Below are 13,216 nucleotides of genomic sequence, written 5' to 3' on the forward strand. Positions count from 1 at the left end.
CGCCCGCCGGGCCGGGCAACTGGAACGCCGGGTACCCGCCGACCTGCTGGAGCGGCACCCCGAGCTGCTCGCCCTGATCGCCGCCGACCTCGGCTCGGCGCTGCTCTGGCACGGGCGCCTGGACGAGGCCGGCCGGGCGCTGGAACGCGCGGCCCGGGCCCCGCTCTCGCCCACCACCGCCCGGCTGCGCCACGACGCGCTGTGCCGGCTCGCGCTCATCGACCACCTGCGCGGCCGGCCGGGGCGGGCCGAGCGCCGGGTGCGCGAGGCGGACGAGGAGGCCGACCGTTCCAGCCTGCCGCCGGACAGCCGCACCGAGGTCCGGGACCTCGTGCTGGCCGCCACCGCCCTGGAACGCGACGAGCCGGCCGAGGCCCGGGCAGCGCTGCACCGGATGACCCGCGGCCGCGCGCCGGACCACGATCCGGTGGTCACGCTGGGGAGCTGCGTGGTCCGGGCCGGACTGCACCTGGCCGAGGGCCGTCCGGACAGCGCGCTGCGGCTGCTGGACGAGACCCGGCGGCGCGGGCTGGCGGACCGGACCTCCGACTGGAGCCGCGAGCGCCTCGCCGTCGCGGCCTGCGCCGCGCACCTGGCCGCCGGACGGCCGGAGGCGGCGGTGGCGGCCCTGGANGCCCTGGACGACGTGCCGACCCTGGCGCCCGACACCCTGGCGCCCGACACCCTGGTGGTGGCGGCCCGGGCCCGGCTGGCGGCCGGCCGGGACGAGCAGGGCACCCTGGCCGGGCTGCGGTCCCTGCTCGACGACCCGGCCGTGGGCGGCGCGACCCGTACCCGGGCGCTGCTGCTGCTGGCGCAGGCCGCGGGTGAGGGTCCCGACAGCGCCCGGCTGCTGGCCGAGGCCCTCGCCGCCGCCGAGCCGGAGCGGCTGTGCCGGCCGTTCCGCGAGTCGGCGCCCTGGGTGCGCCGGCGGCTGCGCGGACTGCCCCACCTGGCCCGCGCCCACGGCTGGCTGCCGGCCGACCTGCGGCCGCCCGTCCGCGACCAGGCCCCGGAGCAACGGTGCGCGGACGCCGGGCCGGTGCCGCCGGCGGGGGCGCCGGTCGAGCCGCTGACCGGACGGGAGCGGGAGATCCTGCTCTGCGCCGCGCGGCTGCTGTCGACCCAGGAGATCGCCGACGAGCTGTACGTGTCGCCGAACACCGTCAAGACGCACCTCAAGAGCGTCAACCGCAAGCTGCGGACGGCCAACCGCCGGGACGCGGTGCGCACCGCCACCCGGCTGCGCCTGCTGGACGCGCCCTGAGCCGGGCCGCGCCCCCGACGGCTCGCCCGGGCGGCCCACTCGGGCGGCTCACTCGGGCAACCGGCGCAGCTCCGTGACCGTCAGCCCGAGCGCCTGGAACCGGTTCAGCAGCCCGTACAGGTGGGCCTCGTCGACCACCTCGCCGACCAGCACCGTATGGTCCGGGACGACCGTGCTCGCCAGCTCCGGGAAGCCCTCCCGGCGGGTCGTCTCCTGCAGTACGCCGGACACCCGGATCTCGTAGCGCATGGGGCCGGCTCCCTTCGCCTCGGCGGTGGCGTCCAGTCTTGCCGCCGCGCGGAGCCCGCCGCATCACCCCCGTGAGGTGACCGCGCGGGAAGCCGGCCGGCGACGGACCGGCTGGCACCGGGTCAACACCGGGTCGGCACCGGGTCGGCGGCGCGGGACCGGGGACCGGCGGTCACCCACCGCGGGTGATCCGCCGCCCCGGCGGCGGTCCGTACGGTGGCGGCGCCAGCAGTCCCTCCGCCCGCCTGGGGAGCCCCCGTGACGAGTCCCTACCCCCCGATCGCCGAGCACGGCGTGATCGGCGACCTCCAGACCGCCGCCCTCGTCTCCACGGCGGGCGACATCGACTGGTGGTGCGCCCCGCGGTTCGACTCCCCCAGCCTGTTCGCCGCCCTGCTGGACGACACCGGGGGCGGCCGGTGCCGGCTCGCCGTCGACCGGGACGCGGTGCCGGACGTCACGGTGAAGCAGCTCTACCTCGCCGGCACGGCGATCGTGGTCACCCGCTTCCTCTCCCCCGAGGGGGTGGCGGAGGTGGTCGACTTCATGCCGCCCGACACCTCGCCGGCCCCGAGCGACCGGCACCGGATCGTCCGGGCCGCCCGGGTGGTCCGCGGCCGGGTGCCGTTCGTCCTGGAGTGCCGGCCCCGGTTCGACTACGGCCGCGCCGCCCACACCCTGACCGTGCTCGACGACCGCGGCGTGCGGCTGCGGGGGCCCGGCCAGGACCTCTGCGTGCAGGCCACCGGGCCGGCGGTGCTGCGCCCGGACGGCGCCGATGTGACCGCCCGGTTCACCCTGGACGCGGGGCAGACGGCGACCGTGTCCCTGACCGCCCTGCCCTCCGGCGCCGAGCCGCCCTCGGCCCCGGACGACGGGGCGAACTGGGCGGCCTTCGAAGCCTGCCGGTCGTTCTGGTACGAGTGGCTCAGGTCGTCCACCTACCGGGGCCGCTGGCGGCAGATGGTGGACCGCTCGGCGATCACGCTCAAGCTGCTCAGCTACCACCCGACCGGCGCGCCGATCGCCGCCGCGACCATGGGCCTGCCGGAGCAGATCGGCGGGGAACGGAACTGGGACTACCGCTACACCTGGATCCGCGACGCCTCGCTCTCCGTGCACACCCTGATCGGACTCGGCTTCCGGGAGGAGGCCCAGTCCTTCCGCCGTTGGGTGCGGGAGCGGATCGAGAGCGCCGGTACCGAGCACGACGGGCTCCGGATCATGTACCGGGTGGACGGCGAACGCCTGCTGGGCGAGGAGACGCTGCCGCACTGGGAGGGCTACCGGGGTTCCGCCCCGGTGCGGGTCGGCAACGGCGCCGCCGACCAGCTCCAGCTGGACATCTACGGCGAGGCGGCGTTCGCGTTCGCGGCCGGCGACGGGGACGACCGCGGCGACATGGGCGCGCTGCGCGGCTGGGACGCGTTCCGCCGGATGGTCGACTGGCTGACCGAGCAGTGGGACCGCCCGGACGAGGGGATCTGGGAGACCCGGGGCGGCCGCCAGGACTTCACCTACAGCCGGCTGATGTGCTGGGTGGCCTTCGACCGCGCGATCCGGCTCGCCCGCGCCCACGCCCGCCCCGCGGACCTCGACCGCTGGACCTCCGAACGGGACGACATCCTGCGCCAGATCGTGCAGCGCGGCTGGAACCCCGAGCGCCGGGCGTTCACCCAGCACTACCGCACCGAGGTGCTCGACGCCTCGCTGCTGCTGATGCCCAAGGTCGGCTTCCTCTCCCCCACCGACCCGGACTGGCTGTCCACCCTGGACGCCATGGACCGCGAACTGGTCTGCGACAGCCTGGTCTACCGCTACGACCCGGCCGCCTCCCCCGACGGACTGCGCGGCTCCGAGGGCACCTTCAACCTCTGCACCTTCCTCTACGTCGAGGCCATGGCCAGGGCCGGCCGGATCGAGCGGGCCCGGTACGCCTTCGACAAGATGCTCACCTACGCCAACCACGTCGGCCTGTTCGCCGAGGAGATCGGACCCTCCGGCGAGCAACTGGGCAACTTCCCCCAGGCGTTCACCCACCTCGCGCTGATCGACGCGGCCCTCGCCCTGGACGAGGAGCTCGACCGCCGGGGCATCGCCTGACGGACCGGCCGCCGGCCGCCCTGCGGAACGCGGACGTTCGAGAGGAGCCCGGAATGACCACCGCCGCACCGGGGAAGGCGGGCGCGCGGCACATCCTCGTCCCGCTGGCCCTGGCCCAGTTCATCTGCAGCTTCGCCGGCTCCAGCATGAACGTGATGATCAACGACATCAGCGAGGACCTCGACACCAGTGTCCAGGGCGTCCAGGTCGCCATCACCGTCTTCCTGCTGGTGATGGCCGCGCTGATGATCCCCGGCGGCAAGCTCACCGACCGCTGGGGCCGCAAGCGCTGCCTGATGCTGGGCCTCGCCGTCTACGGGGTCGGCGCGCTGCTCAGCGCGGCGGCGCCCGGGCTCGGCGTGCTGATCCTCGGCAACTCGGTGCTGGAGGGCGTCGGCACCGCCCTGCTGATCCCCCCGGTCTACATCCTGACCACGCTGCTGTTCACCGGAACCGCCGCCCGGGCCAAGGCGTTCGGCGCCATCATGGCCCTCGGCGGCATCGGCGCGGCGGCCGGCCCGCTGATCGGCGGCCTGCTGACCACCGCGGCGGCCTGCTGACCACCGCGATCGGCTGGCGGGCCAACTTCGGCTTCCAGGTCGTGGTGGTGGCGCTGATCCTCCTCCTCACCCGCACCCTGGAGGACCCGCTGCCGCCCGACCCCGACCGGCCGTTCGACGCCGTCGGCGCCGTCCTGTCGGCGGCGGGCCTGGTCCTGCTGGTCACCGGCATCCTCGCGGCGGACGACAACGTGTGGCTGATGACCGGTCTGCTGGCGGCCGGCGCGGCCGTGCTGGCCGGCTTCTTCGGCTGGATCCGCCGGCTGGAGCGGGCGGGCCGGGAACCGCTGCTGGCCACCTCGCTGTTCCGCGACCGCGTCTCCAACCTCGGCCTGGTCACCCAGAACGCGCAGTGGCTGGTGCTGATGGGCGTCTCGTTCACGGTCGGCGCGTACCTCCAGGTGGTCCGCGGCTACAGCGCCATCGCCACCGGCGGCGTCTTCACCGCCGCCACCCTGGGCCTGCTCGCCTCCTCGCTCGGCGCCGAACGGCTGGCGAAGCGGTGGTCCCAGCGCACCCTGATCGTCACCGGCTTCGCGACGACCACCGCCGGCATCCTCGTCCTGCTGCTGCTGGTGCGCGCCGTCGACGACATCTGGGCCTTCACCCCCGGGCTGCTGCTGATCGGGCTGGGCCTCGGGCTGATGCTCACCCCCTCGGTCAACGTGGTGCAGTCGGCCTTCCCCGACAGCCGGCAGGGCGAGATCTCCGGCCTGTCCCGCAGTGTCTCCAACCTCGGCTCCTCGCTGGGCACCGCCATCGCCGGCACCATCCTGGTCGCCGAGCTCACCAACGGCGGGTACGCGGCCGCGATGATCGCCCTCGCCGTGTTCGGGGTCGTCGGCCTCGGCGCGGCGCTGCTCCTGCCGCACGACCGGCCGGCGGGCGCGCCCGACCGCTGAGCGCCACCGCTGAGCGCCCGACCGCCGAGCCCCGCCGGTGCCCTCGGCGGGGTCCCCGCCGGTATTGGCACGAGCGGGTTGTGCCACGGCTATTGACGAAAAATCCAACAGTGGCGATTCTCGACCCACCGAGTACGCAGGACATGACAGCCCGCCCGGGCGGCGCTCCGTGCCGCGGCGGGCGTCGTCCGCGTCGTCCGCCCGCCACCCGGAACTGGGGTGCACATGACGCGACTCCCCCACCCACGTCGTCCCCACGCACAGCGCTTCCCCGTCCGCCGCAGGATCGCCACCCTGATCGCCACGCTGCTCGCCCTGGTCGCCGCGGCCCTCGCCGCGCCGGCGCACGGCGCCGCCGGGCCGAACTGGTGGGACCCGGTCGCCCGGCCCGCCCCCGATGCCGCGATCGGCGTCACCGGCGCGCCCTTCACCGGCACCGACGCCCAGGGCAAGGTCCGCGGCTTCGTCGACGCCCACGACCACATCATGGCCGCCGAGGGTTTCGGCGGCCGCCTCATCTGCGGCAAGGCCTTCTCCGAGGCCGGGGTCGAGGACGCCCTCAAGGACTGTCCGGAGCACTACCCCGACGGCTCCCTCGCCATCTTCGACCTCATCACCAAGGGCGGTGACGGCAAGCACGACCCGGTCGGCTGGCCGACCTTCGCCGACTGGCCCGCCCACGACTCGCTGACCCACCAGCAGAACTACTACGCCTGGATCGAGCGCGCCTGGCGCGGCGGCGAGCGGGTGCTGGTCAACGACCTGGTGACCAACGGTGTGATCTGCTCGGTCTACTTCTTCAAGGACCGCAGCTGCGACGAGATGACGGCGATCCGGCTGGAGGCCCAGAAGTCCTGGGACCTCCAGGCGTACATCGACAAGATGTACGGCGGGCCCGGCAAGGGCTGGTTCCGGATCGTCACCGACAGCGCGCAGGCCCGCGAGGTGGTCCGCCAGGGCAAGCTGGCCGTGGTGCTCGGGGTGGAGACCTCCGAGCCCTTCGGCTGCAAGCAGGTCCTGGACATCGCCCAGTGCAGCCGCGCGGACATCGACCGCGGCCTCGACGAGCTGTACGGGCTCGGCGTGCGCAGCATGTTCCTGTGCCACAAGTTCGACAACGCGCTGTGCGGCGTCCGGTTCGACGAGGGCGCGCTCGGCACGGCGATCAACGCCGGGCAGTTCCTGTCGACCGGCACCTTCTGGCAGACCGAGAAGTGCCCCGGCCCGCAGCACGACAACCCGATCGGGCTGGCGCCGACCCCCGCCTCGATCCAGCAGCAGCTGCCCGCCGGGGTCACCGTCCCCTCGTACGCCGGGGACGCGCAGTGCAACACCAGGGGCCTGACCGAGCTCGGCGAGTACGCCCTGCGCGGCATGATGCGGCGCGGCATGATGCTGGAGCTCGACCATATGAGCGTCAAGGCGGCGGGCCGGGCCCTGGACGTCCTGGAATCGCAGTCCTACCCGGGCGTCGTCTCCTCCCACAGCTGGATGGACCTCGGCTGGATGGAGCGCGTCTCTGTGTATAAGAGACAGGTACATGAACGGCGCGGAGGCGTTCAGCTCGGAGGCGAAGCGCACCGACGCGCTGCGCGACAAGTACGGCGTCGGGTACGGCTACGGCACCGATATGAACGGTGTCGGCGGCTGGCCCGGCCCGCGCGGGGCCGACACCCCCAACCCCGTGCGCTACCCGTTCCGCACCGCCGACGGCGGTTCCCTGGTCGACCGCGCCACCGCCGGCAGCCGCACCTGGGACCTCAACACCGACGGGGCCGCGCACTACGGCCTGGTGCCGGACTGGATCGAGGACATCCGGCAGGTCGGCGGGCAGGGCGTGGTCGACGACCTGTTCCGGGGCGCGGAGTCCTACCTCACCACCCTGGGCGCCGCGGAACACCACCAGGCCGCCGCCAACCTCACCGTGGGGGGCTCCGCCGGCGCGAGTTCGGCCGAGTGGAACCCGTTCACCAGCTACGCCGCGGACCGGGCGATCGACGGCAGCCCGTCCAGCCGGTGGGCCAGCGACTGGAGCGACGACCAGTGGCTGCAGCTCGACCTGTCCACCACCACCCTGGTCTCCCGGGTCACCCTGGACTGGGAGCGCGCCTACGCCAGGGCGTACCGGATCGAGGTGTCCACCGACGGCAGCAACTGGCGGACCGTCTGGTCCACCACCTCCGGTGACGGCGGACTGGACACCGCCCGGTTCGCCGGCGTCCCGGCGCGGTACGTCCGGGTGCACGGCGAGCAGCGTGCCACCTCGTGGGGGTACTCGCTGTACGACGTGGGCGTGTACCGGGCCTGACCCGCTCCGGACTCGCGGGATCCACCGGGCCCGTCCGGGGGCGGTCGCGCCGACCGCCCCCGGACGGGCCCTCCGGCGTCCCGGAAAAAATCTTCGGCGGCGGTGTCGAGAACCCGTGGCCTGCTCCGTCCCAGGGTTGAGCGCGGCCAGAATGGGCCGCACCACCCCCGAGGAGAGGGACACCATGGCGAAGTACCTGCTGCTGAAGCACTACCGCGGCGCGCCGGAGGCGGTCAACAACGTGCCGATGGACCGCTGGACGCCGGAGGAGGTCTCGGCCCACATCCAGTACATGAACGACTTCGCCGCCGCGCTGGAGAAGACCGGCGAGTTCGTCGACGGCCAGGCGCTCGCCCCCGAGGGCACCTGGGTCCGGTACGACGGCGAGGGCCGCCCGCCGGTCACCGACGGCCCGTTCGCCGAGACCAAGGACCTCATCGCCGGCTGGATGGTGATCGACGTCGACAGCTACGACCGCGCCGTCGAACTCGCCGGCGAGCTGTCCGCCGCCCCCGGCGCGGGCGGCCGGCCGATCCACGAGTGGCTTGAGCTGCGCCCCTTCTACGGCGCCGCACCCACCGTCACCGAGTGACCGCACCCATGGACGAGGCACTGCTCCGCGGTCTCACCCCGGGCGTGCTCGGCGTCCTCGTCCGCCGCGGAGCCGACTTCGCGGCGGCCGAGGACGCCGTCCAGGACGCGCTGGTCGAAGCGCTGCGGGTCTGGCCCGAGGACCCGCCCCGCGACCCCAAGGGCTGGCTGGTCACGGTCGCCTGGCGGAAGTTCCTGGACGCCTCCCGGGCGGACACGGCCCGGCGGCGGCGCGAGGACCGGGTCGAGGAGGAGCCCGCGCCGGGGCCGGTGGCCGAGGTCGACGACACGCTCCGGCTGTACTTCCTGTGCGCCCACCCCGCGCTGTCGCCCGCCTCGGCGGTCGCGCTCACCCTGCGCGCCGTCGGCGGGCTCACCACCCGGCAGATCGCCCGCGCCTACCTGGTGCCCGAGGCGACCATGGCGCAGCGGATCAGCCGGGCCAAGCGCACCGTGTCCGGGGTGCGGCTGGACCGCCCCGGCGATGTCGCGACCGTGCTGCGGGTGCTCTACCTGGTGTTCAACGAGGGCTACTCGGGGGACGTCGACCTCGCCGCCGAGGCGATCCGGCTCACCCGGCAGTTGGCGGCCCGGGTGGACCATCCGGAGGTGGCGGGACTGCTCGCGCTGATGCTGCTGCACCACGCCCGGCGGGCGGCCCGGACCACGCCGGACGGCGCGCTGGTGCCGCTCGCCGAGCAGGACCGCTCCCGGTGGGACACCGCGGCGATCACCGAGGGCGTCGCGGTGCTCCAGGGCGCCCTGGTCCGCGACCGGCTGGGGGAGTTCCAGGCGCAGGCGGCGGTCGCCGCGCTGCACGCGGACGCGCCGACGGCCGGGGAGACGGACTGGGTGCAGATCGTGGAGTGGTACGACGAACTGCTGCGGCTGACCGACAGCCCGGTGGTCGGGCTGAACCGCGCGGTCGCCGTCGGCGAGGCGGACGGGCCGCGTGCGGGGCTGGCGGCGCTCGCGGAGGTCGACGGGGCGGTGCCGCGCCGCACGGCGGCGGCGGCCTATCTGCACGAGCGCGCGGGCGACCGGGCGACGGCGGCCCGGCTGTACGCGGAGGCGGCCCGGGCGGCGTCCAACCTCGCCGAGCGGGACCATCTGACCCGGCAGGCCGCCCGGCTCAACACGGCGTCGGGCGGGGACGGCCGCCCCTGAAATACTTGCATCCGCCTGCTAGCAGCCCTGGCCGGTATTTCCTCCGATGGCTTATCCTGGAACGGCCACCCCCGGAAGGAGGCCCGGACCCATGACCGCCACGGACCCCGCCCTCACCGCCCTGGCCAGTGGCTGGGGCGCACTCTCCCTCCTGCACAGCCGGATCGAGGGGCACATCGAACGCGCCCTGCAGAGCGGGCACGACCTCAGCGTGCGGGAGTACTCGCTGCTCGACGTGCTCAGCCGCCAGCACGACGGCGAGGGCGGCCACCTGCAGATGAAGCAGGTCGCCGACGCGGTCGTGCTGAGCCAGAGCGCCACCACCCGGCTGGTCACCCGACTGGAGGACCGGGGCCTGCTGTCGCGCTACCTGTGCCCCACCGACCGGCGCGGCATCTACACCAATGTGAGCGAGGCCGGACTGAAGCTGCTGGCGGAGGCGCGGCCGACCAATGACGCCGCCCTGCGCGAGGCGCTCACCGAGGCGGCCCGCCACCCCGAGCTGGCCTCCCTGGTCGAGGCCGTCGAAGCCGTGGACGCCCCGGCGGCGGCGCGGTAGCCCGCTTACGCATCGCCGTTCGCATCGCCGTTCGTATCGCCGTTCGTATCAGCACCCCGAGGACCGGCTCCAGCACTGCGCTGGGGCCGGTCCTCCGCGTTTCGCGCCCTGCCGCACAGCCTGCACCAGCTGATATCCGGAGCACAGCGACATCCCGCGTTTGCAGTTATCGCGCGCCTGCAACTATTGTGAAGACACGCAAGGAGCTCACTCAAGCAATCACAGGAGGGTCGAGCCCAATGCCACTCGCACTGCTCGCTCTGGCCGTCGGCGCCTTCGGCATCGGCACCACCGAATTCGTGATCATGGGCCTGCTGCCCGAGATCGCCGCCGACTACGGCGTCTCCATCCCGACCGCGGGCCTGCTGGTCACCGGCTACGCCCTCGGCGTGGTCCTCGGCGCGCCGCTGCTCACCGTGCTCGGCACCAAGGTCAGCCGCAAGCGGATGCTGATGCTGCTGATGGGCCTGTTCGTGGTCGGCAACGTGCTCTCCGCCGCCGCCCCCACCTTCGGGACGATGCTCGCCGGCCGAGTGGTCGCCTCGCTCGCCCACGGCGCGTTCTTCGGCATCGGCTCCGTCGTCGCCGCCGAACTGGTGGCCCCGGACAAGAAGGCCGGCGCCATCGCCACCATGTTCACCGGACTCACCGTCGCCAATGTCGTCGGCGTCCCGCTCGGCACCTACATCGGGCAGGCCGTCGGCTGGCGGACCACCTTCGTGATCGTCGCCGCGCTCGGCCTGGTCGGCATGGCCGGGATCGCCAGGCTCGTCCCGGAGCAGGCCCGCCCCGAGGGCGCCCACCTGCGCCGCGAGCTGACCGCCTTCCGCAATCCGCAGGTGCTGCTGGCGATGGCGATGACCGTGCTCGGTTTCGGCGGTGTCTTCGCCGCCATCACCTACATCGCCCCGATGATGACCCACGTGGCCGGCTACTCGGACGGCGCGGTGACCTGGCTGCTGGTGCTGTTCGGCATCGGGATGTTCCTCGGCAACCTGCTCGGCGGCCGGTTCGCGGACCGGCGGCTGATGCCCCTGCTGTACACCACGCTCGGCGGCCTCGCCCTCGTGCTCGCGCTGTTCACCCTCACCGCCCACAACAAGGTCCTCGCCGCGATCACCGTCGTGCTCGTCGGGGCGCTCGGCTTCGCCACCGTCCCCCCGCTGCAGAAGCGGGTGCTGGACCAGGCGCACGGCGCCCCCACCCTCGCCTCGGCCGTGAACATCGGCGCCTTCAACCTCGGCAACGCCCTCGCCGCCTGGCTCGGCGGCATGGTCATCACCGCCGGCCTCGGCTACACCGCGCCGAACTGGGTGGGTGCTCTGCTCGCCGCCGCGGCCCTGGTCCTCGCCCTCTGGTCCGCCGCCCTGGAGCGCCGCACCGGCAAGGCCCCGACGGCCGTGACCGTGCCCTCCCCCACCGCCGTCCCGGTCCACCACTGATCGCCCCCCTTCTTTCAAGGAGCAGCACCACCATGAGCACCACCCTGACCGCCACCTTGAGCACCACCGCCGTTGTCCCGCTGACCACCGCCGACGCCGAGACCCTGGTCGCGGCCGCCCGCACCGCCGCCGAGGCGGCCGGGGTCGCGGTCAGCGTCACCGTCCTCGACGCCGGGGGCCATCTGCTGGCCTTCCGCCGCGACGACCGGGCCGTCCTCATCTCCGGCGAGACCAGCACCCGCAAGGCCTACACCGCCCTCCAGCTGAACGCCCCGACCGCCGACCTGGTCGACCTGGTCAAGCCCGACGGGCCGTTCCATTCGCTGCCGACCGCGCTCGACCGGCCGCTACTGTTTATCGCCGGCGGCGTCCCGGTCCACCGCGACGGCCGGCTGATCGGCGCCCTCGGCATCGGCGGCGGCGCCCCCGAGCAGGACCACGACTTCGCCACCGCCGCCCTCCGGGAGCTCGCCGGCTGACGCGCGTTCCGCGGCCCGGGCCGTCCGGCGTGTCCGCCGCGCTCCCTGCGTCCCCCGCGCTCCGGAAACCCGGCTCCCGACTTCCCGCTCCCGACTCCCTCGGAGCCGTCCCCGCGCGGAGCACTTTGCAAAGCAGAACACTTTGCAAAGTCGTCGGCGACTTTGCAAAGTGTTCCGTGACCCGAAGCCCACCGTGGCCCCGGCCCGCCTCCCCGGCGGGCCGGGGCCACCGGCGCACGGTCCGTCAGCAGCCCCGCAGCAGTCTGTCGTAGTCCGTCAGTAGTCCGGCAGGTCGAAGACCGTGGCCGCGCGGAAGACCACGTCCATCTCCGGAGCGATCTCCTCGAAGCCGCCCTCGGCGCCGTCCGCCTTCAGCCGGTCGCCGGTGAGTTCGAGGATCGCCTGGTTGGCGGCCACGTGCTCGCGCAGCCGCCGCTCGTAGGCGGGATAGGCGGCCCGGTGGTCGCCGTCCGCCCGGTGCAACTCCCCGCCAGGACGTAGGACGCCGTCAGGGCGACGCTGGTGCCCTGCCCGGTCAGCGGCGAGCAGCAGTACCCGGCGTCGCCGAGCAGCGCGACCCGGCCGTTCCACCAGCGGTCCATCTTGATCTGGGCGACGACGTCGTAGTGGAACACCTCGGTGTCGTCCAGGGCCGCCAGGAATCGCGGCACCTCCCAGCGCAGGTCCGCGGCGACCTCGGCGACCAGGCGGCGCTGCTCGGAGGGGTCGCGCGGGAGCATCCGCCCGAGGGGCTCGTCGGAGCCGAAGCCGACGAAGACGCGCAGCTCGGCGTTGTCGCGGACGGTCATCGCCATGCACATCCGCTCCGAGGAGTCGCCCGGCCGGTGGACGACCTGCCAGCGGTCCAGCCCGAGGTGGTTGGGCACGCTCCAGCCCGCCACATAGGTGTCGATCGGGTGCAGGTAGTCCTCCTCCGGGCCGAAGACGAGCCGGCGGGTGTTGGAGTGCAGGCCGTCGGCGCCCACGACGAGGTCGAAGGAGCGCTCCTCGTCGCCGCGGAACCGGACCTGGACCCCCTCCTCGTACTGCACCAGGGTCTCGATCGAGTCGTCGAAGCGGTATTCGACCCCGCTGCCCGCCACCCCGGCGATCAGCTCGGCGAGTTCGTCGCGCAGGATCTCCACGTCCGGGCCGTCGACCGGTCCGCCGCTGGCCGTCCGCTCGGTGGTGCGGCTCAGCTCCCGGCCGTCGCCGTCGACCACGGACATCCCCAGCAGTCCGGTCCGTCGCGCCCCGACCTCCGCCAACAGGCCCATCCGGTCGACGACTTCGAGGGCGTTGCCGCGGATGTCCACCGGCTGGCCGCCCCCGCGCAGGGAGGGCGCGCGCTCGACCACGGTGACCCGGAAGCCGTAGCGGTCCAGCCAGTGGGCGAGGGCGGTGCCGGCGATCCCGGCACCGGAGATCAGGACCGTGGTCGGGCGCGAGTGCTGCGGTCGCGTGCTGTTCGGCATGGCGGGGCCTCCCCTGGTTCGTGTGCTGCCACGCACCAGGCTCCCCCCGGCTGCTGTCGGCGCACCGTCAGGACACCGGCAGGCCACCGGCGGGACGCCGGTGCCGCTGTCGGT

At 73.9% G+C, this 13,216-nt stretch carries 12 protein-coding genes and 1 pseudogene; 10 read left to right on the forward strand and 3 right to left on the reverse strand.

Translation table 11 applies throughout. The features are described 5' to 3' along the window. Positions 1–1,267: helix-turn-helix transcriptional regulator (locus tag VR45_RS18625; RefSeq protein WP_045940922.1), on the forward strand; the 1,267-nt coding region annotated here is incomplete at its 5' end. 48 nt (positions 1,268–1,315) lie between these two features. On the opposite strand, the gene VR45_RS18630 is transcribed toward VR45_RS18625, so the two are convergent. Beyond that, complete coding sequence (locus VR45_RS18630; RefSeq protein WP_045940923.1) at positions 1,316–1,516, reverse strand: hypothetical protein; 201 nt, start codon at positions 1,514–1,516, stop codon at positions 1,316–1,318. 258 nt (positions 1,517–1,774) lie between these two features. Here VR45_RS18630 and VR45_RS18635 point away from each other — a divergent pair, with 258 nt between their 5' ends. The 9 genes and pseudogenes from VR45_RS18635 to VR45_RS18670 all read left to right on the forward strand — a co-directional run bounded on the left by VR45_RS18635 (position 1,775) and on the right by VR45_RS18670 (position 11,627). After that, positions 1,775–3,619: a glycoside hydrolase family 15 protein gene (locus tag VR45_RS18635; RefSeq protein WP_045940924.1), complete on the forward strand. Its 1,845-nt coding sequence runs from the start codon at positions 1,775–1,777 to the stop codon at positions 3,617–3,619. 53 nt (positions 3,620–3,672) lie between these two features. Next, complete coding sequence (locus VR45_RS48735) at positions 3,673–4,179, forward strand: MFS transporter (RefSeq protein WP_234326038.1); 507 nt, start codon at positions 3,673–3,675, stop codon at positions 4,177–4,179. A gap of 47 nt (positions 4,180–4,226) precedes the next feature. Further along, entirely contained in the window at positions 4,227–5,081 is an 855-nt protein-coding gene (locus VR45_RS48740; RefSeq protein WP_234326039.1) for an MFS transporter, read from the forward strand. Positions 5,082–5,306: 225 nt separating this feature from the next. Beyond that, positions 5,307–7,389: pseudogene (locus tag VR45_RS18645) on the forward strand (discoidin domain-containing protein). Between the two features lie 184 nt (positions 7,390–7,573). Beyond that, a complete protein-coding gene (locus VR45_RS18650; protein ID WP_045940928.1) occupies positions 7,574–7,981 on the forward strand; it encodes a YciI family protein in 408 nt (135 codons plus the stop codon). An 8-nt stretch (positions 7,982–7,989) separates the two neighbouring features. Next, complete coding sequence (locus VR45_RS18655) at positions 7,990–9,147, forward strand: DUF6596 domain-containing protein (protein WP_045940925.1); 1,158 nt, start codon at positions 7,990–7,992, stop codon at positions 9,145–9,147. A 91-nt stretch (positions 9,148–9,238) separates the two neighbouring features. Continuing rightward, positions 9,239–9,706, forward strand: coding sequence for a MarR family transcriptional regulator (locus VR45_RS18660; protein ID WP_045940926.1), 468 nt, complete (start codon positions 9,239–9,241; stop codon positions 9,704–9,706). Between the two features lie 239 nt (positions 9,707–9,945). Beyond that, a complete protein-coding gene (locus VR45_RS18665; protein WP_045940927.1) occupies positions 9,946–11,148 on the forward strand; it encodes an MFS transporter in 1,203 nt (400 codons plus the stop codon). Between the two features lie 56 nt (positions 11,149–11,204). Continuing rightward, positions 11,205–11,627: a heme-binding protein gene (locus tag VR45_RS18670; RefSeq protein ID WP_045940929.1), complete on the forward strand. Its 423-nt coding sequence runs from the start codon at positions 11,205–11,207 to the stop codon at positions 11,625–11,627. A 276-nt stretch (positions 11,628–11,903) separates the two neighbouring features. Here the strand turns inward: VR45_RS18670 and VR45_RS48745 are convergent, their stop codons facing one another. Together VR45_RS48745 and VR45_RS18675 are read right to left on the reverse strand one after the other, a co-directional pair. Further along, a complete protein-coding gene (locus tag VR45_RS48745; RefSeq protein ID WP_234326040.1) occupies positions 11,904–12,044 on the reverse strand; it encodes a hypothetical protein in 141 nt (46 codons plus the stop codon). Then, on the reverse strand, positions 11,999–13,102 hold the full coding sequence (locus tag VR45_RS18675) for an FAD-dependent monooxygenase (RefSeq protein ID WP_063772508.1): 1,104 nt from the start codon (positions 13,100–13,102) through the stop codon (positions 11,999–12,001). The genes VR45_RS48745 and VR45_RS18675 overlap by 46 nt, the downstream gene beginning before the upstream one ends. Positions 13,103–13,216 lie beyond the last annotated feature (114 nt).

This window comes from Streptomyces sp. NRRL S-495, assembly GCF_000966955.1.
GTDB lineage: Bacteria > Actinomycetota > Actinomycetes > Streptomycetales > Streptomycetaceae > Kitasatospora > Kitasatospora purpeofusca.

Bases quoted from the DNA above. Each gene is read 5' to 3' on its own strand.
- VR45_RS18660 (WP_045940926.1), top strand. From the start codon at position 9,239: ATGACCGCCACGGACCCCGCCCTCACCGCCCTGGCCAGTGGCTGGGGC.
- VR45_RS18675 (WP_063772508.1), bottom strand. From the start codon at position 13,102: ATGCCGAACAGCACGCGACCGCAGCACTCGCGCCCGACCACGGTCCTG.
- VR45_RS18650 (WP_045940928.1), top strand. From the start codon at position 7,574: ATGGCGAAGTACCTGCTGCTGAAGCACTACCGCGGCGCGCCGGAGGCG.
- VR45_RS18630 (WP_045940923.1), bottom strand. From the start codon at position 1,516: ATGCGCTACGAGATCCGGGTGTCCGGCGTACTGCAGGAGACGACCCGC.
- VR45_RS18655 (WP_045940925.1), top strand. From the start codon at position 7,990: ATGGACGAGGCACTGCTCCGCGGTCTCACCCCGGGCGTGCTCGGCGTC.
- VR45_RS18665 (WP_045940927.1), top strand. From the start codon at position 9,946: ATGCCACTCGCACTGCTCGCTCTGGCCGTCGGCGCCTTCGGCATCGGC.
- VR45_RS48735 (WP_234326038.1), top strand. From the start codon at position 3,673: ATGACCACCGCCGCACCGGGGAAGGCGGGCGCGCGGCACATCCTCGTC.